At 70.4% G+C, this 21710-nt stretch carries 17 protein-coding genes and 3 tRNA genes; 9 read left to right on the plus strand and 11 right to left on the minus strand.

Annotated features, from left to right (window positions below; genetic code table 11):
* Positions 1-37 precede the first annotated feature (37 nt).
* From BC793_RS15475 to BC793_RS15495, 5 genes are all read left to right on the plus strand, one after another.
* Positions 38-685: a hypothetical protein gene (locus BC793_RS15475; RefSeq protein ID WP_211340639.1), complete on the plus strand. Its 648-nt coding sequence runs from the start codon at positions 38-40 to the stop codon at positions 683-685.
* 67 nt (positions 686-752) lie between these two features.
* Entirely contained in the window at positions 753-944 is a 192-nt protein-coding gene (locus BC793_RS15480) for a hypothetical protein (RefSeq protein WP_239170039.1), read from the plus strand.
* Entirely contained in the window at positions 931-1398 is a 468-nt protein-coding gene (locus BC793_RS15485) for a hypothetical protein (protein ID WP_239170038.1), read from the plus strand. The genes BC793_RS15480 and BC793_RS15485 overlap by 14 nt, the downstream gene beginning before the upstream one ends.
* 168 nt (positions 1399-1566) lie before the next feature.
* Positions 1567-2670, plus strand: a complete 1104-nt coding sequence (locus tag BC793_RS15490) for a sensor histidine kinase (RefSeq protein ID WP_109593220.1) — start codon at positions 1567-1569, stop codon at positions 2668-2670.
* Complete coding sequence (locus tag BC793_RS15495) at positions 2667-3335, plus strand: response regulator (protein ID WP_109593221.1); 669 nt, start codon at positions 2667-2669, stop codon at positions 3333-3335. The genes BC793_RS15490 and BC793_RS15495 overlap by 4 nt, the downstream gene beginning before the upstream one ends.
* A 39-nt stretch (positions 3336-3374) precedes the next feature.
* Here the strand turns inward: BC793_RS15495 and BC793_RS15500 are convergent, their stop codons facing one another.
* On the minus strand, positions 3375-4196 hold the full coding sequence (locus tag BC793_RS15500) for a patatin-like phospholipase family protein (RefSeq protein ID WP_109593222.1): 822 nt from the start codon (positions 4194-4196) through the stop codon (positions 3375-3377).
* Positions 4197-4404: 208 nt separating this feature from the next.
* Between BC793_RS15500 and BC793_RS15505 the strand changes: the two genes are divergently transcribed.
* Positions 4405-5583, plus strand: coding sequence for a glycosyltransferase family 4 protein (locus BC793_RS15505; protein WP_109593223.1), 1179 nt, complete (start codon positions 4405-4407; stop codon positions 5581-5583).
* Between the two features lie 206 nt (positions 5584-5789).
* Positions 5790-7364 (plus strand): glucuronyl esterase domain-containing protein, encoded by a 1575-nt coding sequence (locus BC793_RS15510; protein ID WP_275416183.1) that lies wholly within the window; start codon positions 5790-5792, stop codon positions 7362-7364.
* A 53-nt stretch (positions 7365-7417) separates the two neighbouring features.
* Here the strand turns inward: BC793_RS15510 and BC793_RS15515 are convergent, their stop codons facing one another.
* From BC793_RS15515 to BC793_RS15545, 6 genes are all read right to left on the minus strand, one after another.
* Entirely contained in the window at positions 7418-8398 is a 981-nt protein-coding gene (locus tag BC793_RS15515; protein ID WP_170167241.1) for a glycosyl hydrolase, read from the minus strand.
* Between the two features lie 18 nt (positions 8399-8416).
* Positions 8417-11083, minus strand: a complete 2667-nt coding sequence (locus BC793_RS15520; RefSeq protein ID WP_239170036.1) for a glycoside hydrolase family 2 protein — start codon at positions 11081-11083, stop codon at positions 8417-8419.
* Positions 11080-11892 (minus strand): carbohydrate ABC transporter permease, encoded by an 813-nt coding sequence (locus tag BC793_RS15530; protein WP_109593225.1) that lies wholly within the window; start codon positions 11890-11892, stop codon positions 11080-11082. The genes BC793_RS15520 and BC793_RS15530 overlap by 4 nt, the downstream gene beginning before the upstream one ends.
* Positions 11889-12761, minus strand: coding sequence for a carbohydrate ABC transporter permease (locus BC793_RS15535; RefSeq protein ID WP_239170035.1), 873 nt, complete (start codon positions 12759-12761; stop codon positions 11889-11891). Before BC793_RS15535 ends, BC793_RS15530 begins: the two co-directional genes overlap by 4 nt.
* Positions 12758-14065, minus strand: coding sequence for an ABC transporter substrate-binding protein (locus tag BC793_RS15540; RefSeq protein ID WP_109593489.1), 1308 nt, complete (start codon positions 14063-14065; stop codon positions 12758-12760). Before BC793_RS15540 ends, BC793_RS15535 begins: the two co-directional genes overlap by 4 nt.
* A gap of 152 nt (positions 14066-14217) precedes the next feature.
* Entirely contained in the window at positions 14218-15066 is an 849-nt protein-coding gene (locus BC793_RS15545; protein WP_239170034.1) for a LacI family DNA-binding transcriptional regulator, read from the minus strand.
* Positions 15067-15145: 79 nt separating this feature from the next.
* Here BC793_RS15545 and BC793_RS15550 point away from each other — a divergent pair, with 79 nt between their 5' ends.
* Both BC793_RS15550 and BC793_RS15555 read left to right on the plus strand, forming a co-directional pair.
* Positions 15146-16306 (plus strand): ROK family transcriptional regulator, encoded by a 1161-nt coding sequence (locus BC793_RS15550; protein ID WP_109593228.1) that lies wholly within the window; start codon positions 15146-15148, stop codon positions 16304-16306.
* 59 nt (positions 16307-16365) lie between these two features.
* Positions 16366-17073, plus strand: a complete 708-nt coding sequence (locus BC793_RS15555; protein WP_146246296.1) for a DUF4190 domain-containing protein — start codon at positions 16366-16368, stop codon at positions 17071-17073.
* An 82-nt stretch (positions 17074-17155) separates the two neighbouring features.
* On the opposite strand, the gene BC793_RS15560 is transcribed toward BC793_RS15555, so the two are convergent.
* The 4 genes from BC793_RS15560 to BC793_RS15575 form a co-directional block, all read right to left on the minus strand.
* Positions 17156-17239 (minus strand) — tRNA-Tyr (locus BC793_RS15560).
* A 22-nt stretch (positions 17240-17261) separates the two neighbouring features.
* Positions 17262-17334 (minus strand) — tRNA-Gln (locus tag BC793_RS15565).
* Between the two features lie 9 nt (positions 17335-17343).
* Positions 17344-17417: transfer RNA gene (locus BC793_RS15570), tRNA-Trp, on the minus strand.
* A 217-nt stretch (positions 17418-17634) separates the two neighbouring features.
* Positions 17635-21705: a PAS domain S-box protein gene (locus tag BC793_RS15575; RefSeq protein WP_109593230.1), complete on the minus strand. Its 4071-nt coding sequence runs from the start codon at positions 21703-21705 to the stop codon at positions 17635-17637.
* Positions 21706-21710 lie beyond the last annotated feature (5 nt).

Raw genomic sequence — 21710 nt, forward strand, 5'->3', positions numbered from 1 at the left:
GCTACCCCGGGCAGGCGCCTCCCTACCGTCCGATCCGGTGGTCGTACGATCACCGGGCGCCATGGGCGAGGATCGGGTCATGATCGGTTACTGGGATCCCCTGCCCACCGCCCGGCGTGTGCTGGACGACCGCGCCCTGATCGCCGCGGACCTGTTCCAAGGGCTCTGGGAGCAGCGCAACTGGCGCAACGTTCCCGGTCCCTTCTACGCGGCCGAGACCGACATCATGGCCCTGGGACGGGGCGAGGCGCCGAACAACATCTGCTACGACGGCGACCGTGGCGACGGAACCGTGTCGGAGTTCGTCCACCGGCAGCCGGTGACCGAGGGCGAGACCGCCGCCCTGATCGGCGCCGCCCAGGTCGAGCACTGGCGGGGCTACCAGTGGGACGGCGACGACCACTGGACCGTGGACGGGGTCCGCGAGTGGTGGCGCGAGCGGGGCCGGGTGCGGGAGTGGGCGGTGCGGATCGCCGCCGACTGGGCGGCGGACGGTCATCCGGAGTGGGGCTTCGCCGGCGGCCCCGAGTACGCCGGGCTCTATCAGGACGCCGCCCGGGGGCACCGGGACTTCGTCGCCTACCTCGACGGCGGCCTGGAGGCCTACCTGCGTGGTTATCTGTTCTGGCTGGATCGGCGGCGTGAGCCCCGGCCCGGTGAGGCGCTGCCGATCCTGGGCAGCTGACGGCCGGACCGGGGATTCGGCGCCGATCCGGCGGGTATCGCAGGGGTCCGACCGGAAGGAGATCGTCGTGGACGAGAAACCGGGCACCGACGCGGGTTCCAGCACCGACCAGCACGTCACCGGTGCCGACGAGACGGAGGACATGCCGGTGGACGCCGAGCCCACCGCGGACACGCCGGCGCACGGCAGCAGCAACGCCGTGTTCAACGCCGCCCGTGACTCGGTCGCCCGTGACGCGGCCGCCCGTGAGCGTGGCTGACCGGGCCCAGTTGATCACCGCGGACGATCTCGGGGCGTGGCTGATCAAAGGCAACGCCGACCACGCCGATCTGGGTGGCCGGTTCGCCCGGCAGCCGCGGGTGGACCGGTGGTGTGTGCGGCGCAGCTACCGGCTGGAGCTGATGGCGGCCGGCCAGCCGGTGCTGTTCTGGGGCAGCGGGAGCCGGCGGCGCGACGTGGCCTACGGCCTCTGGGGCTGCGGGCGGCTGCTCGGCCCGGCGCGGCGGCAGGCGGACGGTGCGGGCTGGGAACTGCCGCTGGACCTGACGATCGCCGACCCGTCGGCGTGGATCGGCCGGGCGGAACTCCGTGCCCACGACGAGCTGGCGGGGCTCGAGGTGCTGCGGCAGCCGCAGGCCGCGAATCCGTCGTATCTGTCGAAACGGCAGTTCGCGGCGTTGCGCCGGGATTTCCGGGACGCGTTCGCATGGTGAGTGGGCAACCGGCCCGGCGGCCGCGTCGCGGCCTTGACCCAACTGCCGCCGGCGGGGTGCGGGCGGGGCGGTGAGGGTGCGGTCGAGGACTTCTCCGATCGTACGATCACCGGCTTCTACTGCATTTGCGGTACATTTTTTCGCCCTGACCGGCGTTAGGGTGCGTTTATGCGGACGGCGAACTGGTTGATCGCGATCGGGGTCACCGGCGTGGTGCTGACCTCCGTGCTCACCCAGCAGCGTCCGGCTACCGTCCGGGACGTGCTCGCCTGCCTGTTGGTGGTGACGAGTGGGCTGGCGCTGGCCGCGTTGCGCCGGGCGCCGATCGTGGTGCTGGTCGTCACCGGGGTCTGCGTCGTCGGGTACACCGTGGCCGGGTTCGCGGTGCCGGCGCTCGCGTTCCTGGTCGCGGTCTACGGCGGTTTCCGGGCCGGGCATCGGGCGGTCACCGTCGGGGCGGGTGTCGGGATGCTGGCCGCGCTGCCGCTCGCGTTCCTGGCGTCGCCGGCCGAGCCGGCGGTCACCGAGGCGCTCGCGCAGGCCCGTGGGGTGCTGGAGCTGGCCTGGCTGGTCGCCGCCGGTTTCGCCGGGGAGGCGCTGCGGCAGGCCGAGCGGCGCGCCGACGAGGCGGAGCGCACCCGCGAGGAGACGGCCCGGCTGCGGGCCACGCAGGAGCGGCTGCACATCGCCCGCGAGCTGCACGATTCGCTGACCCACCAGATCTCGATCATCAAGGTGCAGGCGGAGGTCGCGGTGCATCTGGCGCGTAAGCGGGGTGAGCAGGTGCCGGAGGCGCTGGTGGCGATCCGGGAGGCGGGCCGGGCCGCGACGCGGGAGCTGCGGGCCACGCTGGACACGCTGCGGCAGGACGGTGACGCGCCGCCGCACGGCCTCGACCAGCTGGCGGAACTGCTGGCCGGGGTGGAGGGCATCGGGTTGCGCACCGAGTTGACGATCGCGGGGGAGCGGGCCGACGTGCCGGACGCGGTGGGGCGGACCGCGTACCGGATCGTGCAGGAGTCGCTGACGAACACCGCCCGGCACGCCGCGGCGTCGACCGCGTCCGTCCGCATCGACTACCGGCCGGATGCGCTGGCCATCCGGGTCGACGACGACGGCGCCGCGAGACCGGGGGTGACACCGGTGCCGGGGATCGGATTGCAGGGCATGCGGGAGCGGGTGACCGCGCTCGGCGGCCGGTTGCTCGCCGGCCCGCGCAGTGAGGGCGGCTTCACCGTTCAGGCGGAGCTGCCGCTGGAGCGGGTCGGATGATCCGGGTGCTGCTGGTCGACGACCAGCCGTTGCTGCGCAGCGGCTTCCGGGCGCTGCTCGACGCGGAGGACGACATCGAGGTGGTCGCCGAGGCCGGCGACGGCAGGCAGGGCGTCGACCTGGCCCGGATGCGGCTGCCGGACCTGGCGCTCGTCGACATCCGGATGCCGGTGATGGACGGCATCGAGACGACCCGGCAGATCGCCGCGGATCCCGCTCTCGCCGGGGTCCGCGTGGTGATCCTCACCAACTACGGCGACGACGAGCACGTCTTCCAGGCGTTGCGGGCCGGTGCGGCCGGCTTCCTGGTCAAGGACATCACCCCCGACGACTTCCTGCATGCGGTACGCGTGGCCGCCCGCGGCGACGCACTGCTCGCCCCGTCGATCACCCGGATGCTGATCAGCCGGTACGTCAGTGAGCCCCCGGGCGGTGGGGTGAACCGGTTCGTGGCCGAGCTGACCAACCGGGAACGGGAGGCGGTCGTCCTCGCCGCGCGCGGCCTGTCCAACGACGAGATCGCCGCCGCCATGGTGATCAGCCCGTTGACGGCGAAGACCCACGTGAACCGGGCGATGACCAAGTTGCGGGCCCGTGACCGGGCGCAGCTGGTGGTGTTCGCCTACGAGTCGGGGCTGCTCAGCCCGCGGACCCGGAGTCACTGAACCGGTGCCGGGCCCGACCCGCGCGGTCTGCGGCCCCGGTCATGACCAGACGGCCCGTACCGCCTCGGCGAGGGTCTCGCCCTGACGCAGGCCGGCCAGCACCGCGGCGGGACGCCGGGACGCGTCCATGAAGTTCGGGCCGAACGCGGTGAGCGACTCCTGGTCCGGTTCGATGAGCAGGGTCTTCCCGGCACCGGTCGCGGCGATCTCCTCGACGATCCGCTCCCGGCCCAGCATCGCCAGCGGGGCGATCACCACGAGCCGTTCGGCACCGGCGGCCAGGTCGGCCCCGGCACCGAGGCGCACCCCACCGTCGATGTAGCGGCGGTCACCGATGGTCACCGGGGGCATCAGACCGGGTACGGCACAACTGGCCGCCACCGCCTGCAACAGCGGCACACCCGCCCCGGAGTCCAGCACGACGTCGCGTCCGTCGGCCGCGTCGACGACCACGATCCGCAGGTCACCGGCCGGCCACTCGGTCACCGGCAGGAGCTCGGCGATCCGGGCCAGATAGCGTGTCTCGTCCAGGCCGGCGGCCAGGGCCATCGCCCCGACCTGCGCGCGGGCCTGCTGTGCCGGGACCGAGGGGTCGAGCAGCACGGCCATCGCGGTCAGCCACTCACCACCACGGCCGGGCCCGGTGCGGGCCGGTTCGGCGGGTACCTGCTGCCGGGTGACGGCCGCCTCGACGTCGGCGCCGGCGGCCAGGAGGGTGCCGACGACCGACCCGGCGGACGTGCCGATGATCGTGTCGGCGTCGCCGAGCGGCACCCCGGCCCGGTGCAGGCCGCAGAGCAGCCCGAGATGCCACGCGATGCCGGTCACACCGCCGCCACCGAGAACGAGAATCCTGCTCACGGATCCGTACCGTAACGGCGGACCGGGCCGGTGTCGATGCCCGGCCGGGGGGTGACGGCGGCGACTCGGGCGATGGCCGGGCGCGGTGAACATGAATAGGGTTCTGCGGTCGGTGGTGAACGTGCTTGCGGAGATCGATGGGGTGAGGATGCGCGGGGGCGAATGGTCCGGGGCACAGCTGATTGACAGCGGTATCTAGGTTGTGCGCGTGAAGATCAGGTACCTACTCCACAACGCGTACGGGGTCGGCGGCACGATCCGTACGGTCTTCAATCAGGCCAACGCGTTGTGTGCCACCCACGACGTCGAGATCGCCAGCGTGTACCGGACCGCTGAGACCCCGGCGTTCCCGCTGGATCCGCGGGTGCGGCTGGTCTCGGTGACCGGCCTTCGTAACGACGGTTCCCGATGGACCGGTAAGCCGGAACGCCGCCGCCGGCTGTTGCGCCGGACGCGGATGCTGCCCAACCCGCTGCCGCACGGCAACGACTTCCGGTACAACCGCTGGGACCCGATGGTCGACCTCAAGATCATCCGCTACATGCGCTCCCAGCGCGACGGGATCCTGATCAGCACCCGGCCCGCGCTGAACCTGTTGTCCGCCTGGTTCGGGCCGCGCAGGCTGATCCGGATCGGTCAGGACCACATGAACTTCAACAGCTACAAGCCGAATCTGAAGGCCCAGATCGTCCGCGCCTACCCCCGGCTGGACGCGGTGACCGTGCTGACCCACGCGGACCTTGCGTCCTACCGCGCGGCGGTGGGCGACACGGTGAACCTGACCCGCATCCCGAACGGCATCCCGCCCCGCGAGGCGGCCCCCGGCGGCGAGCGGGCGAAGGTCGTGGTGGCCGCCGGCCGACTGTTCCAGCAGAAGGGCTTCGACCTGCTGATCGAGGCCTGGGTGCAGGTCCATCGCCGGCACCCGGACTGGCGGTTGTACATCTTCGGCGAGGGCAAACTGCGCAAGACGCTGACCGAGCAGATCGCCGGGCACGGCCTCGGTGACGTGGTCAAGCTGCGGGGCCTGTCGCGCACTCTGGACACCGAGTTCGCCAAGGCGTCGGTGTTCGTGCTCTCCTCCCGCAAGGAGGGCCTGCCGATGGTGCTTCTCGAGGCGATGGGTGCCGGGCTGCCGGTGGTGTCGTACGACTGCCCGACCGGCCCGGCCGACGTGGTCGAGGACGGGGTGAACGGCCTGCTCATCCCGGCCGAAGACGTGCCCGGCCTGGCCGCCGGCCTGTCCCGCCTGATCGACAGCCCGCAGGACCGGGCGGCCTTCGGCGCGGCGGCCCGGGTGACCGCCTCCGATTACGGGATGCCGGTCGTGGCCGCCCGGTGGGAGGACCTGTTCCAGCGGGTGTCGAGGGAACTCGCCGCCCGGTAGTCCCGCTCTCCCGTGATCAGCGCCGGCCCGAACGGGTCCGGCGCTGATCTTTTGTGCTCCGGAGCGGCCTTGGAACTTCTGCCGAATGGCGAAAGTTTCAGTTGAGGCTTCCGGGAGGTGAACTCATTTACGCACTTGAATTCACCGATACATCTTCGTAACGTCACGGCCATCGCTCTCACCGTCCCCAGGAAGGAGCTTCCCCAGTGCCACAGCTCCGTACGAGAGCCACCATGATCGCGGTGTCGGTCCTCGCCGCCGCCGCGGCCGTCCTCGCCGTCCCCACCACCGCCCGCGCCGCCGCCGTCGAGGACGACGGCGCCGACTGTCCCGTCGCCGCCTCACCCGCCGTCAGCACCGCCCAGCTGCCCGACCCGTTCACCCGCATCGACGGCACCCGGATCACCACCACCGCCGACTGGCGCTGCCGCCGCGCCGAGATCCGCGAGATGGCCGAACGCCACGTCTACGGCCAGAAACCCGCCCGCCCGGCCACCGTCTCCGGCACGGTCACCGGCTCCGCCGTCACCGCCACCGTCACCGACCAGGGCCGCACCGCCAGTTTCTCGGCGAGCGTGCAGCTGCCCACCACCGGCACCGCGCCCTACCCGGCGGTCGTGGTCCTCGGCGGCCTCGGCGCCGACACCACCACCATCCGCAACGCCGGGGCCGCGGTGATCAGCTTCGACCCGCTCGCCGTCGGCCGTGAGGGCACCGGCCGCGCCGCCAAGCAGGGTGCCTTCTACACCCTCCACGGCTCGACCAGCACCACCGGCATCCTGATGGCCTGGGCGTGGGGCGTCAGCCGGCTCATCGACGTCGTCGAACAGTCCGGCGGCGGCATCCTGCGCGCCGACGCGCTCGGTGTCACCGGCTGCTCCCGCTACGGCAAGGGCGCCTTCGCCGCCGGCGCGTTCGACCAGCGGCTCGCCCTCACCATGCCGATCGAATCGGGCACCGCCGGCGTGCCGATCCTGCGCGGCGTACCCGGCGAATCCGGTGCCCAGCCACTGAGCAGCGCCTACGGCGAGCAGCCGTGGCTCGGCGACGCGTTCGGCTCCTACACCGGCAACCCGAACAGCCTGCCCGTCGACACCCACGAACTGGTCGGCCTGGTCGCGCCCCGCGGACTGTTCATCATGGAGAACCCGCACGTCGACTGGCTCGCCGCCCGGTCCGGCAGCGTGGCGGCACTCGGCGGGGCCGAGATCTACAAGGCACTCGGCGCCGGCGGCGCCATCAGCTACTGGTCCGACGTCAGCGACGGCACCCACTGCGCCGCACGCACCGAGTGGCGCGGCCCGCTCCAGCAGAACATCCAGAAGTTCCTTCTCAAGACCGGGAGCAGCACGGGTACGTTCCGCATCGCCGCCCGCAAGCAGGGGGACCTGGCGCAGTGGCGCTCCTGGCAGACCCCGATCCTGAGCGGCGGCCCGTCCTCACCGCCGCCGTCGTCACCGTCCTCGCCCCCGCCGTCCTCACCGCCGCCGTCCTCGCCCCCGCCGTCCTCCGGCTCCTGCACGGCGACGATCACTCCGGGCACGGTCTGGGGCGATCGCTACAACACCACCGTCACGATCGCCGGTGGTACGAACTGGACGGTGGCCGTCGCGGTCACCGCGCCGCAGCAGGTCACGACCACCTGGAGCGGCTCCTTCACGTCGAACGGCGGCACGCTGACCGTCCGTCCCAACGGCAGCGGCAACACGTTCGGCTTCACGACGATGATGAACGGGAGCAGCTCCGCCCGCCCGCGCATCGTCTCCTGCATTACCGGGTAGAGGGGGCCGGTGCGGCCGGGTGACCCCCGGCCGCACCGGCGTTACCACCGGCGTCAGCCGAACCTGATCTCACCCTGGTTCAGCACCCGCGGATGGAAGTACGCCGCCTGGATCTCGGCGTTGGTGTTACTGCCGCGCAACTGCTCCGACCAGACCATGAAGTACGCCCACCGCGTCTGCGACGTCAGCAGAGCAGCGTTCGGCACCTTCCCCATCTCGGCGATCGCGATCGGCTTACCCGCCGCGATCGTCTGGATCTGCTGGTAGTCACCCGCCGACGGATGGCCCTTGTACCAGACGTCGAGCGACACCACGTCGGCGTAGCCGGCGCCCGGGTAGTAACCCGACCATCCGCCGGCCGGATTGTCCTGCACGTTCCACACCCAGATCAGGTTGGTCAGGCCCTGACTGTCGAAGTAGTCGCGCATCTGCTGGTAGATCTTCGCGCCGCCGTTCGCGCCGGGCCGGCCGCCCCACCAGTTCCACGTCTCGTTCATCTCGTGGAACGGCCGCCACAGCACCGGCACCCCGGCGTCGCGCAGCTGCCGCAGATAGGGCACCACCTCGGCCATCCGGCTGCGCCACGTCTGGTTGAGCGCGGTGCCGCCGGTGACGATCTGCTGGAACTGGGTGTTCGAGATCTGCGTCTTCACGCCACCCTCGAACTCGCACGTCCGCCCGACCGTGGGGGAGCAGGCGTGCCAGGTCAGTGCCACCAGTGAACCGTTGGCCCACTCCTGCCGGGCCTGGTCGACGACGCGCTGCCGGTTGGCGACGTCGTCGGCGCGGAACATCATGTCGCCGCCCCACAGGCCCGGCCACTGCCCGGTCACGTCGTAGACCTGCCGGGTGTACTGGCCGGGGGAGCCGGCCGGTTCCTTGTTGTGCTGGCCGGAGACGATGCCGGTGCCGGTGATCGACCGCAGGTGGTTGAGGACGGTCGCCTTGCTCGTCGCCGGAAAGGCGGTGGCGGGGACGGGGAGGAGTGCGGCGCCGAGCAGCAGCGCCGCGCCGATCGCCAGGGGGACTCGCACGGGTGTTACCTCCTTGCGTCAGTCATGCCTTCGTTCGTCGTGCTGTTGTGCCTCGTGCTTTCGTTCCTCGTGCCTTTGTTCTTCGTGCTTCTCTTCCTCGTGCCGGAGTGCCGACCAGAGGTCGGTCAGCGCCCACGGCGACTTGATCGAGCCCGGGTCGAGTTCGACGGGGGCCCGCACGGCGAAGACGGTGGACTCGCCGGGCAGCAGGGTGGTGAAGCCGCGATCGACGACGGCTTCGGGATGGATCCGGTCCGGTTGCAGGAGCACGTCCCGGGCCAGGCCGGTGGCGTGCACATGAACGTCCAGCCCGCCGGGAACGACCTCGGCGGTGACGGTCAGGCCGGGATCGGTCAGGCCGCCGCGCACCGTCACCCCAGCCTGACCCGGGATGACGGGACCGGCCGAGGGCGCCGGGACGTCGCCGGCGAACCAGAGCGCCCGCACGCCGTCCATCTCGGCGACGACCAGATCGCCGCCGGGTACCGGGACGAGCGCTACCGAGCGGGGTGGCGCCGAAACCTCGATGCCGGCCTCGTTGACCTGGAGGAGACCGGTCCACGGGCGCGGCGAATCGTTGAGGACCGCCACCACCAGACCCCCGTCACGCGGCTGGATCGTCAGGGCGCGGTCGGCGTACATCTCGCGGAGCGCGAAATAGAGCGGCTTGTACCGGCCGGCACCGTCGATCGCCGCCCACGAGGTGACCGGCCACAGATCGTTGAGCTGCCACACGATCGTCCCGGCCGTGTGTGGCCAGTGCGACCGCCAGTGCTCGATCCCGGTACGCACCGCCCGCACCTGGTTCAACTGGGTCAGGTAGTGCCAGCCCTCCACCGTGGACGGCGCCGGGAAATGCGGGGCCAGCCCGCGGGCGAGTTTGCCGTTGCCGTCCTCGGCCTTCTGGTGATGCAGCACCCCCGGGGAATCCGGGCGCATCGGCTCGTCGGAGACCGCGTCGCGCAGCGTGCGCCACGCCGGAGGTCCCTGCCAGCCGAACTCGGCGACGAACCGCGGCGCGCTGTCGCGATAGTGCAGGTAGTCCTGCCGGTTCCAGACCTCCCACGAGTGGAACGTCTGGTGCGCGGGATCGTTCGGCTCGTGCTCCCATGACCCGGACCACGGACTGCCCGCCTGATAGGGACGGGACGGGTCACCTTCGGACACGATCCCGGGCAGCAGAACCAGGTAGTACGCCTCGCCCCAACTCTGATCGCCGCCCGGGTCGCCGGCCCAGCCGTGGGCGTCACGCAGCCACAGGTTCTCGTTGTTGCCGTTCCAGGTGATCAGGCTCGGGTGCGGGGACAACCGGAGCACGTTCTCACGAGCCTCGGCGATCACCTCGGAGCGGATCGGCTCCTCCTCCGGATAGCAGGCGCACGCGAACAGGAAGTCCTGCCAGACCATCAAGCCGAGTCGGTCGCACAGCTCGTAGAAGTCACGATCCTCGTAGATACCGCCGCCCCAGACCCGGATCAGGTTGACGCCGGCGGCCGCGGCTTCACGCAAACGCCGTTCATAGCGAGCCCGGGTCATCCGGGACGGGAAGATGTCATCCGGGATCCAGTTGACCCCCTTGACCAGGACCGGTGCACCGTTGACCTGGACGACGAACCGGGTGCCCGCCTCATCTTGACTGCAATCAATGTTGACGCTGCGGAATCCAGTCAACTGTTGATAGCGATCAAGTTCAGTACCGTCGTCAACATCGGTCAAGATGACCGTCAACATGTACAGCGCGGGTTCGCCGTAGCCGGTCGGGTTCCACGGCGTCACGCCGGGCACGTCGATCTCGGCTTGCACACCGTCCACTTCGGCGGGCACATCCAGGACGGCGATCTCACGGTCGTCCAGCAGGACCTGCGCGCGCAGAACGCGATCGCGGGTGCGCTCGATGCCGGCGGCCAGGTCCAGCCTTCCGGCATCGCCGTCGTAGGTGGCGAGTGGACGGACCGTGGCGAGCCGCGCGGTGCTCCATCCCTCGAGACGGACCGGTCGCCAGATGCCGGCCGTCACCAGGGTCGGTCCCCAGTCCCACCCGAAGCTGCACGCCATCTTGCGGATGAACTGGAACGGCTCCGGATACGCGTTCGGCCGCGGCCCGACCAGGCTCTCCACCCGCTGCGCCTCGGTATAGGCGGACGTGAAGTGCACGCTCAACTCCCGCTCACCGCCCGACCGGTCACAGCCGTTCCCGGCGGCGGCCGGCTGCGCGGCGGGGGGTAGGGCGGCGGCCGGCTGCGCGGCGGGGGATAGGGCGGCGTCTGGGTGCGCGGTGGGGGGTTGGGTGGCAGCCGACTTCGCGGCGGGCCGCGGCGTGACGGTCGGCTGCGCGGCCGGGGATGGCGCGGCGGTGAGCAGGGCGGTCACGTCGAAGCGGTAGGAGCGGTGCATGTTGCGCGTCTCGCCGACCAGCCGACCGTCGATCTCGATGCGCGCGACCGTGTCGAGGCCGTCGAAGACCAGGTCGATGCGGTCGTGGGCCGGGCCGTCCCAGCTGATCGGGCGGCTGTAGGTCCAGTCGGTGCGGCCGACCCAGGCGACCTTCAGCTCGTTGTCGTCGAGGAACGGGTCCGGGATCAGGCCGGCGTCGAGCAGGTCGGTGTGGACACAGCCGGGAACGGTCGCCGGGGCGTCCACGTCGGTGGAGCGCAGGTTCCACGTACCGCCGAGGTCTTTGATCATTTGGTGGCTCCCGCCGTGATGCCGTTGTAGATCAGCCGCTGAAGCAACAGGAAGATCACCACCGTGGGCAGGATGACGATCATGGTGCAGGCGGCGATGGTCTCCCACTGCGCTCCGTACGGCCCCTTGAAACGGAACAGGGCCGTCGATATCACCCCGAGTTCGGGCGAGCGCAGATAGAGGAAGGGAATGTAGAACTCGTTGTAGATCGCGATGCCTTTGATGATCGCCACGGTCGCGATCGCCGGTTTCATCAGCGGCAGCACGATCCGCCGGTAGACGGTGAACCGGGAGGCGCCGTCCATCATCGCGGCCTGGTCGAGGCTCGGCGGAATGGACTGCATGAACTGCAGGAAGATGTAGACCGAGATGATGTCGGTGCCGAGGAACAGCACGATCGCCGAGCCCGGGGTGTTGACCAGGCCCATCGATTTCACGATCTGATAGGTCGCGACCTGCGTGGTCACACCCGGAACGAGAGCCGCGACCAGGAACGACCCGAGGACGAGACGCTTGAACGGGAACTCGAACCGGTTGATGGCGTAGGCGGCGAGCGTGCCGACCAGGATCGTGCCGGTCAGCGAGATCGCCAGGATGACCGTGGTGTTCCAGAATCCGAGCAGCATCCGCCCTTCCGACCAGGCGGTCACGAAGTTGTCGAAGTTGAACCAGTTCTCCGGCGGGGTGAGCGGCCCGGACGTGCTGTATTCGGCGCGGGTCTTGAATGCCGCGAAGAACACCACCGTCAGCGGCAGCAGCACCACGATCGACGCTGCCACCAGGGACAGATACTTGGCGAAGGCCTTCATGTCAGGGTCACCTCGTCGTCGGGGACGAGCCGGCGCTGGATCCAGGTCACGAGCAGCACGATCAGCAGCAGCACCACGGCCATCGCGGACGCGAGACCGATCTGGCGGAACTGGAACGCGGTCTCGTAGGCCTGGACGACGAACGTGCGGGTGCCGTTCGCGCCGCCGGTCATGATGAACGGGATCTCGAAGACCGACAGGCTTCCGGAGATCGCGAGAATGAACGAGAGGCTGATGATCCGGCGGATGCCCGGCACGATGATGTGCCGGAACTGGTGCCACCGGCCGGCGCCGTCGATCTCCGCGGCCTCGTAGATCTCGCCGGGAATCGACTGGATGGCGCCGAGGAACAGCACGAAACTGAGCCCGGTGAACCGCCACACCGACGTGCCGGCCAGCGAGATGTTCGCGATGTCCGGGTCACCGAGCCAGAAGCGGGTGTGCTCGCCCAGCCCGGCCCAGCCGAGAACCGTGTCGAGGGTGCCGCCCGGCTGGAAGAGGAAGAGGAACACGAAACCGACGGCGACACCATTGAGGAGGTACGGGAAGAACAGGATCCCTTTGAACAGGTTCCGGAAGCGGGTCTGGAAGGACAGGATGACCGCGAAGTACAGGGCGATCGCGATCTGCACGAACGAGGCGGCGAAGTAGTAGCCGCTGACCAGGAACACCCGCCAGTAGCGTTCGTCGGTGAACACCCGCACGTAGTTGTCGAAGCCGGCCGGCTCCATGGTGACGTCCAGGCCGTCCCACGACGTGAAGCTGTAGACCAGCATGTTGCCGACCGGTACGTACGTGAAGGTGATCAGCAGCCCCAGCGCCGGGAGCAGGTAGAGCCAGGGCATCCAGCGGCGTTGCGCGAGTGTCACTTCATGACCTGCGACTGCGCCTCGCTCCACCGCTTGTTCAGTTCGGCGAAGTAGGACTCCTTGTCGCCCTTCGCGGCGCCGCGGGCGATGTCGACGAGTTTCTGCCGGTAGATGTTGCCGGCCAGGTCGATCTCGGAGGCCTTGATGATCTGGTCCTCTTTGCCGCTGGTGGCGACCGCGGCCGGGAGTTCGAGCAGTTCGACGCCGGTGGCCTGGAAGTCCTTGAGGGTGGTGGGCAACTCCTGGCCGACGGCCGGCGGGATGGACTGCTGGTCGGCGGCGAACCCGGAGTCGGTGACGAACCATTCCAGCCACGCCTTGGCGGTCGCCTTGTTCTTGCTGTTCCTACTGACGGCGCCCTTGTAGTCGCCCTCGATGCGGGCGTGGAACTTCCCGCCGGTCTGGTAGGGGAACGGCCAGAACACGATGTCGTCGGGGTTCGCGCCGGCGGACTTCGCCGCTTCCTTCATCTGGGGTACGGCCCAGGAGCCGAGCAGCATCGAGCCGACCTTGCCGGTGCCGAGCATCGGCTTGGAGCCCTCCCAGTTGGTGGTGAGCGGGTCGGGCTCGCTGAGTTTGCCGTCGACGATGTCGAAGAGCAGGCCGTCGGTGATGTGCTGGATCTTGCCGGGCTGCCAGGGGTTCGCGTCGGCCGGGAACGTCTCGTTGACGTCGGTGCCGCCGAGGATCGCGCGCTGGCTGTTCCAGAAGCTGAGCGGCCAGCCGTCCTTGTAGTTGGTGTAGAACGGGATCGCGTCGGTCTTCTCGTCGACGGCCCGGAGCCCGGCCAGGAACTCCTCGGGCGTCTTCGGCGGCGTGGTGATCCCGGCCTGCGCCCAGACCCGCCGGTTGACGACGAAACCGTTGGCGACGCCGCCGAGGGACAGACCGAAGACCTTGCCGTCGTACGCCTTCTCGTCGGCGAACCGGTATCTCGCGCGGATCTCGTCGACCGTGCCGAGCGGCTCGAAGAACTGGCCCAGCTGGTCGACGGCGACGGTGTTGGGGATGAGCAGGACGTCGCCGTAGTCACCGGAGCTGAGCTGGGTGGTCACGTCGCCCTCGTAGTTGGTGACCGGCTCGAAGGTCACCCGGGTTCCGGGGTATTTGGCCTGGAACTTCTTCGCGTACTCCGGCAGCGCGGTGGTGGCCAGGTCGGTGCGGTTGGTCAGCACCGTGATGTCGCCGGTGATCTGGCCGGAGAAGTCGGCGGGGCCCTCCTCGGACGCGCCGCCGGTGCAGCCGGTCGCCAGCGCCAGCACGGCCGCCGCGCCGAATCCGAGGAATCGCCTTCTATGGGTCATCGTGCTCATCCGTTCGTGAGGTGATCGATCCGAGCGGATGTGACGGCCGCCCGTTGAGGGCCCAGCTTGGTGCCCGTGTTGCGGTCACGTCAAGGTTAAATTAATAATTTATGTAGTCGGTGGGCGTGAGTCGGCCACGCTGGGATGCGAGGTCAGGAGGCGGGGGCTTGCGTGCTCGACCGGACCACGATGTGCGCGGGAGGTGCCTGGTAGACCTCGACGGGGGCGCCGGCCATCGTCGCCAGGACCGCCCGCGCGGCCAACTCCCCGATCCGCTCCACGTCGTGGCTCATCGCCGACAGGGCCGGCATCGCGAGCTGACACTGTGGGGAGTCGTCCCACGCCACCACGGACAGATCGGCCGGCACCCGCAGCCCGCACGCGGCTGCCGCGTCCAGGCCGCCGAGCGCCATCACGTCGTTGTCGAAGACGATCGCGGTCGGGCGTACCCCACGGGTCTCGAGCAGTTCGAGCGCGGCGGCGCGGCCTCCGTCGTACGAATAATCGCCCTCGGCCACCAGCAACGTCATGCCGCGCTCGGCCGCCTCGGCCTGGAGCCCGCCGCGCCGCAGTTGGGTGTGCGCGAACGCCGGCGGCCCGGTGACGTGCCCGGCCACCCGGTGCCCCAGCCCGGCGAGGAAATCGACCGCCTCCCGGGCGAACCCGGCGTCATCGGTCCACACCGTCGGCAGGCCCTGGGCCGTCGACGGGTCGCCGAGCACCACCGCCGGCAGGCCGAGCCGCGCCACCAGGCCGACCCGTTCGTCGTCCGGCCCCAGATCGACGAGCACCACACCGTCCACCCGCGCCTGTGCCGACCACCGCTCGTAGGTCGCGATCTCCGCCGCCCGGTCCGTCACCACCTGCACCAGCACCGACACCCCGGCCGGCGCCAGCACCCGCTCCAGACCCTCCAGGAACTCGTGGTAATACGCCTCCTCGCCCAGCACGTGGGACGCGCGCTCCAGCACCAGACCGACCCGCCGGGACGCCTGAGTCACCGATTCCTCCAGGTCCGATGCACCGGTTCCTCCAGGGTAGGGTGTCGCTGTCGGCACGAGACTCGGAGACACTACCTCGATGGCACGTCGCGAAACGCCCGCCGCCGGACCGGGCAGCCGGGCCCTCGTCGTCGACGTCATCCGCTCCGCGGCGGCGATCAGCCGGGTCGAGATCGCCGACCTGACCGGCCTCACCCAGCCGTCGATCTCCAACATCGTCCGCGACCTGATCGCCGACGGGATCATCCACGAGGTGGGTTCGGCCGACTCGATCCGCGGCAAGCCCCGCAAGCTGATCTCGATCAAGCCCGCCAACCGGTTCGGGATCGGGTTCCATCTCGGGCCGGACACGGTCACCTGCGTGGCGGTCGACCTCACCGGCGGGGTCGTCGGGCGTGAGGTGGTGCCGCGGCAGCCCGCCGACCGGCTCGCCGGCCAGTTCGACGACTTCACCGCCGGGCTCGACCTGCCCCGCGACCGGGTCGAAGGGCTCGCCATCGTGGCGCCCACGCCGTACCCGGGCAGCCCGGACACCCCTGGCCTGTACACCCTGCGTGCCGAGCTGGCCGACCGGCTCGGGCTGCCGGTAATGGTGGAGAACGACGCCGCGGCCGCCGCCCTCGGTGAGTTCTGGACCCGGCGGGTCTCCCGCGAGCAGGCGTTCGGCTGCGTCTACCTGTCCACCGGGATCGGCGCCGGGCTGGTCTTCGGCGGTGCCCTGTTCCGTGGCGCCAGCTTCGACGCGGGCGAACTCGGGCACATGTCGATCGACTACGACGGGCTGCCCTGCCCGTGCGGCAACCGGGGCTGCGTCGAACGGTATGCGTCGATGGCGGCCGTGGTCGAGGCGGCCCGCGCGGACGGCCGGCTCGGTCTCGACCCCGCGGCGAGCATCTCCACCGCGTACGACACGGTGGCCCGCGCCGCCGTCCACGGTGACGCCGCCGCCCACGAGCTGCTCGACCGGGCCGCCGGCCGTCTGGCCGTCGCCGTCACCTCGATGGTCAACCTGCTCGACCTGGGCCGGGTCGTGCTCACCGGCCCCGGCGTGGCCCTGGCCGGCGCCATCCACGCCCGCAAGCTGCGCGCCCACCTGGAACGCACCGCCCACGCCCGCCAGCGCCACCCGGTCCTGGTCGAACTGTCCGCCCAGCCCCGCGACGCCGCCAGCATCGGCGCCGCCGCCCTCGTGGTCCAGGCCTCGGTCGCCCCCGGCCACACGAACACCCTGCCCACCTGACGTCAAGTCGAGATCGATCAGGCCGTGACGTGGGCGGTGCCCGCCACTAGCGTGCGACCGTGCACAACCAGGTTCCTCCCGATCCCGTCCAGCAGCCGGCCGCGCCGGACGCTGTACCCGCTTACGCGGCCCCGATGGCGTACCCACCGTTCCCCGGCTATCCGCCGCCCGTGCGGAGCGGCCCGAACGGGCTCGCGATCGGTGCTCTGGTGGCCAGTATCTGCGGTGGACCCGGCCTCGGCACCCTCCTCGGTTTCGCGCTCGGCATCCCGGCGCTCGTGCAGATCAGACGGCGACGGCAGCAGGGGTTCGGGCTCGCCGTCGCGGCGCTGGTCATCTCCGGCATCACCCTGGTGATCGGCGTCGTCGCGGTGACCGGCTTCATCCTCGACGAGATGCGTGACCGGGTCGCCGGGATCGAGGACACCGGCACCACCGAACTCGAGGCGGGCGACTGCATCAGCAGCCTCGACGACTCGTCCAGGGTCCACGACATGCCGGTGGTGCCGTGCACCCGGCCGCACAAGGCCGAGGTCTACCACGTCTTCCAGTTCCCGGCCGGCGCGTACCCCGGCCAGACGGTGGTCGAGGAGCAGAGCGACGAGCGATGTGCCACAGCGTTCGAGCCGTACGACACCCCGGAGAACGAGGACCTGGAGATCTACTACCTGTTCCCCGAGGACGAGACCGGCTGGGAGCAGGACCGCAGTGTCCTCTGCATCGCCTCGGCGCCGCTCGAACCCCGTACCCGCTCCCTGGTCGGATAGCCGCGATCAGGCCCGGCTGGCCCTCACCGCTGTCTCAGCGCGGCTGAGACAGCGGTGGGAGCCAGCCGGACTTTCGGCCGGGTGGTGCGGGAGGCGGGATTCGAACCCGCTCAGCGATGCAACCGGTTTACAGCCGGTCCCGACTCTCCAGCGTCGGCGCTCCCGCTCAGCTATCCGGGACGGAACAGCTCTCTCGCCAGGATTCGAACCTGGATCTCCCGGTCCAGAGCCGGGTGTCGCTGCCAGTTGGACGACGAGAGAATGGAAAAGCAGGGGTGACAGGACTCGAACCTGCAACCTTCGGATTTGGAAGCCGCTGCGCTACCGAATTGCGCCACACCCCTGTGTGGGAAATGAAAAAAGCCGCCGTCCCGGGAATCGGGAGGCGGCATCGATGCCGGGCGCTAGCTGCGCCTCCCGGTGGCTACGGTCTGCTGATACTGCCAGCGCTGCATCGGAGATCCCCCTGGTCGGTGTGGCTTGTGAAAGAGACAGTAATGACTGTCGTGCGCTAGCGGCAAACCATTTTCCGACCTGCGGTTCTGGACTTACCGGCCCCTTTCACCGGGGCGCGGCCGGGCCATGAGCCGCGCGATTGCCCGACAGGTCGCCGGTGATGTCGCGGACCGCGGCGAGGGTCCGGTCGGCGGCGGCGCGCAGCGCGGTGACCGTGACCACCGCGGTGTCCAGGTCGCCGGCGAGGGCGGCCTGCTCGACCCGGTCGGCGACGTCGGCCAGTTCCTGGGCCCCGAGGTTACCGGCGGCGCCTTTGAGCTGGTGGGCGGTGTTGCGCAGGGCGGTGGTGTCGTCCATCGCGAGGGCGTGGAAGGCGTCGTCGACCAGAGCCGGTACCTGGGCGGTCAGGCGTCGCAGCAGGCCGGTGAGCGCGGTGTCGTCGAGGTTGGGTGCGGCGGCGCGCAGCAGGTCGAGGCGTTGTTCGATCTGCCGGCGGGTGGCCGGTTCGGGCGCCGGCGCGCGGTCGGCGGCGCAGCGTTGCAGAGCGTCGGCGATGTCCTGCGGCATGACGGGTTTGGCGACGTGGTCGTCCATACCGGCGTCGAGGCAGCGGGCCCGGTCCTCGGGCATGGCACCGGCGGTCATCGCGATGATCGGGATGTGCTGTCCGGATGGCTCGCGGCGGCGGATCTCGGCGGTCGCCGTGTAGCCGTCCATCTCCGGCATCAGGCAGTCCATGAAGATCGCCAGATAGTCGTGGCTGGTGGCCATGGCGACGGCGACCCGGCCGTCCGGGGCGACGTCGGCGCTGTAGCCGAGACGGGCGAGGATGCCGACGGCGACGGTCTGGTTGATGGCGTTGTCCTCGACGAGCAGCACGTGGCCCTGCTTCTCCAGACTGGCCGGCAGATCGAGGGTCTGCTCGGTGACCGGGGCGACGACGTCGACCAGGACGTCGTAGAGCTGCGACTGGCGGATCGGCCGGGTGAGGGACGGGCCGCCGGCCGGTGGCGGGTTGCCGGGGGCGACGAGCCGGACGATCTTGGGCGCGGGGGTGACGCCCGCACCGGCGATCGCGGCGGCCGTGCCGGTGTCGCAGAGGGTGAGGTCGAAGGGCCGGCCGGCGGCCGCGGCCCGGATCAGCAGACGGGCGGCGGCGTCGCCGTCCTCGGCGGCGACCGCGGCCATCGACCAGCCGCCGAGTTTGTCGAGCAGTTCCCGCCGCTCGTCGTCGTCGGCGGTGACGACGAGGACCCGCAGACCTTCGAGCACCGGACGGTGCAGGGGGCCGGCGTCCTGCGGCGGGCCCAGCGGAATGGTGAAGGCGAAGGTGCTGCCCTGGCCGGGCCGGCTGGTGAGAGTGATCGCGCCGCCCATCACGGCGACCAGCTCCCGGCAGATGGCCAGGCCGAGCCCGGTGCCGCCGAAGCGCCGGGTGGTGCTGGCGTCGGCCTGGGTGAACGGCTCGAACAGCTGGCGCTGTTTGTCCTGGTCGATGCCGATACCGGTGTCGGTGACGGCGAACCGCACCGCGAGGTCCGGGCCGGTGGTGTCCGCGACCGGGACGGCGGTGACCTCGATCCGGCCCTGCTGGGTGAATTTGATCGCGTTGCCGAGCAGGTTGAGCAGCACCTGGCGCAGCTTGCCGGCGTCACCGCTGACCGGCTGGGACAGCTCGGAGTCGCAGTGCGCCACGAGGGTCAGGTCGCGACCGCCGGTGGTGTCGGCGACCAGGGCGACGACCTCGTCGAGCAGCCGCCACACCTCGAAGTCGATGCGTTCGGGGACGACCTTGCCCGCTTCGAGCTTGGAGAAGTCGAGGATGTCATTGATCACCGACAGCAGGCCGAGCCCGGCGTTGCGGATGCCCTCGGCGTAGCGGCGCTGGGTGCCCTCGAGGGTGGTGTCGAGCAGGAGGCCGCTGAGACCGATGACGCCGTTCATCGGGGTCCGGATCTCGTGGCTCATCGACGCCAGGAACTGCGACTTCAGCCGGGCCATCTCGATCGCCTGGTCCCGGGCCTGTTCGAGGGCGAGCTCGGTCTGCCGGCGGGCGGTGATGTCGCGGCCGAAGGCGTGGAACGTGGTCCGGCCGTCGCGTTCGATGCGCCAGAGGGTCAGTTCAATCGGGACTTCGACGCCGTCGCAGCGCAGCGCGAAGATCTCGGTGGGACGGTCGAGCAGCCAGTCCCAGCGGCCGTCGAGGACCCGGCCCAGGCCCTCGGCGTAGCGAACCGGCAGGATCATGTCCAGGACGGGCAGGCCGATCACCTCGTCGCGCTGCCAGCCGGACAGGCGTTCGGCCTGGCCGTTGAACTCGGTGATGCGGCCCCGGGCGTCGATGCTGACGAACGGGTCACTGGCCGCCGTCATGATCATCTGGAACTGTTCGCGTTCCACCCGCAGGCGCTGCTCGGCCTCGACCGCGGCGGTGATGTCGTGCGAGATGGTGGAGGCGCCGATGATCGCGCCGAGCGGGTCACGCAGGGGCCCCATGCTCAGCGAGACGTAGATGGTCTGCCCGTCCTTGCGTACCCGCTGGGTCTCGTGATGCCGGATCAGTTCGCCGCGCCGGACCCGGGCGAGCATGTTCTGCTCCTCGCCGGGCCGGTCGGCCGGCAGCAGCAGGGTGACGTCACGGCCGATCATCTCGGCGGCGGCGTAGCCGTAGAGGCGTTCCGCGCCGGGATTCCAGGTGAGGATGACGCCGTCGAGATCCTTGCTGACGATGGCGTCGTTGGACGCCTCGACGATCGCCGCGAGCTGCGCGTCCGTCCGGGCCTGGGCGAGGCGGTCGGTGATGTCCTGAACGGCGGCGAAGACGACGGTGCCGTTGTCGCCGTCGACGGCCGCGAGGCTGATCTCGACGGGGATCTCGGTGCCGTCCTTGCGGACGGCGGTCAACCGGGCGCCGTTGCCCATCCGGTGCGGGGACGGGTCCGCCGTGTACCCGCGCCGATGGCCGATGTGCCGGGCCCGCAGGGCGGCGGGGACCAGGGACTCGACCGCGGCGCCGATGAGTTCGTGCCGCTCGTACTGGAAGAGCTTCAGCGCGCGGGTGTTGGCCAGCACGACGCGGCCCTCGGCGTTGACGCACAGCATGGCCTCGGGGGAAGCGTCGAGCAGACCCTTGAACTTGCTCTCGGCGATGCGTACCTCGGTGATCTCGGTGATGGCGTTGCAGATGGCGATGACGGTGCCGTCGTCGTCGCGCATCGGGAAGATCGAGGTGACGAAGGTACGGGAGCCGATCTCGTCCTCGTAGGTCATGGCCTGACCGCGGTCGAGGACCGCCCGGTCACGGCGGACGATCTCGGCCAGTTCCTCCGGCGAGTGCAGATCGTGGTCGGCGAGCCCGAGGACCTCGCCCTCCGCCCTGTCGTGCAGTTTCTCGAAGGCGGTGGAGGCGAGCAGGTAGCGGCCGTCGAGTCCCTTGACCGAGAACGCGGTGGGGGTGTGGTGCAGGATGTTGCCCATCTCCTGGCGCTGGCGGAGCTGGCGCTGGGCGGCGGCGGTGGTGGCCTCCATCCGGGCGCCGGTGAACAGTCCGATGAGGGTCACCAGGGTGACGTTGGCGGCGACCATGAGCGCGAACCGGGTGGACACGGGATACCAGCCGGCGTCCTGGCCGCGGATCAGCAGGAGACCGATCAGCGGCAGGGCGATCAGCGCGGCTCCCACCAGCCGCCGGGTCAGCACCGCACTGACCGACCTGTCGAAGAGCAGGCGGGCGAACGCGGTCTCCCGCCCGGCGGCGAGGGTCGCCAGGGACAGCAGGAACGTCGTGACGGTCAGGGCGAGCGGGGCCGCTTGCGGATCGCTGAAGAGCACCGCGTAGCACTCGACCACGCTGAGGCCGGAGGCGGCGAGCGCGCACCACTGGCTCGCCAGCCGGGTCCACCGCCCGGGCGGGGTGGCGAGCAGCAGAGCCTGCGCGACGGCGAGCGGGAGCAGTGGGGCGGTCGGGCCGGTGCCCGCGCCCGCCACGGTGAGCAGCGGGAACAGCAGGGCGATGCGGCGTGACCAGGGCCGCCTGAGGTGGGCGATGGCGATCATCGCGGCGCCCGCCGGGGCCAGGCCCCACCCGGCGGGATGGAAGGACCCCAGAGCCAGAGCGAGCACTCCGGCTGCCAACTGGTACATCGCGGGTGTACGCCGTGCAGCGAACGGAGGCATTTCTT

This window comes from Actinoplanes xinjiangensis (genome assembly GCF_003148685.1).
Classification (GTDB): domain Bacteria; phylum Actinomycetota; class Actinomycetes; order Mycobacteriales; family Micromonosporaceae; genus Actinoplanes; species Actinoplanes xinjiangensis.

Coding starts and splice junctions, on each gene's coding strand:
- BC793_RS15490 (WP_109593220.1), top strand. CDS start 1,567: ATGCGGACGGCGAACTGGTTGATCGCGATCGGGGTCACCGGCGTGGTG.
- BC793_RS15495 (WP_109593221.1), top strand. CDS start 2,667: ATGATCCGGGTGCTGCTGGTCGACGACCAGCCGTTGCTGCGCAGCGGC.
- BC793_RS15520 (WP_239170036.1), bottom strand. CDS start 11,083: ATGATCAAAGACCTCGGCGGTACGTGGAACCTGCGCTCCACCGACGTG.
- BC793_RS15530 (WP_109593225.1), bottom strand. CDS start 11,892: ATGAAGGCCTTCGCCAAGTATCTGTCCCTGGTGGCAGCGTCGATCGTG.
- BC793_RS15540 (WP_109593489.1), bottom strand. CDS start 14,065: ATGACCCATAGAAGGCGATTCCTCGGATTCGGCGCGGCGGCCGTGCTG.
- BC793_RS15550 (WP_109593228.1), top strand. CDS start 15,146: ATGGCACGTCGCGAAACGCCCGCCGCCGGACCGGGCAGCCGGGCCCTC.
- BC793_RS15575 (WP_109593230.1), bottom strand. CDS start 21,705: ATGCCTCCGTTCGCTGCACGGCGTACACCCGCGATGTACCAGTTGGCA.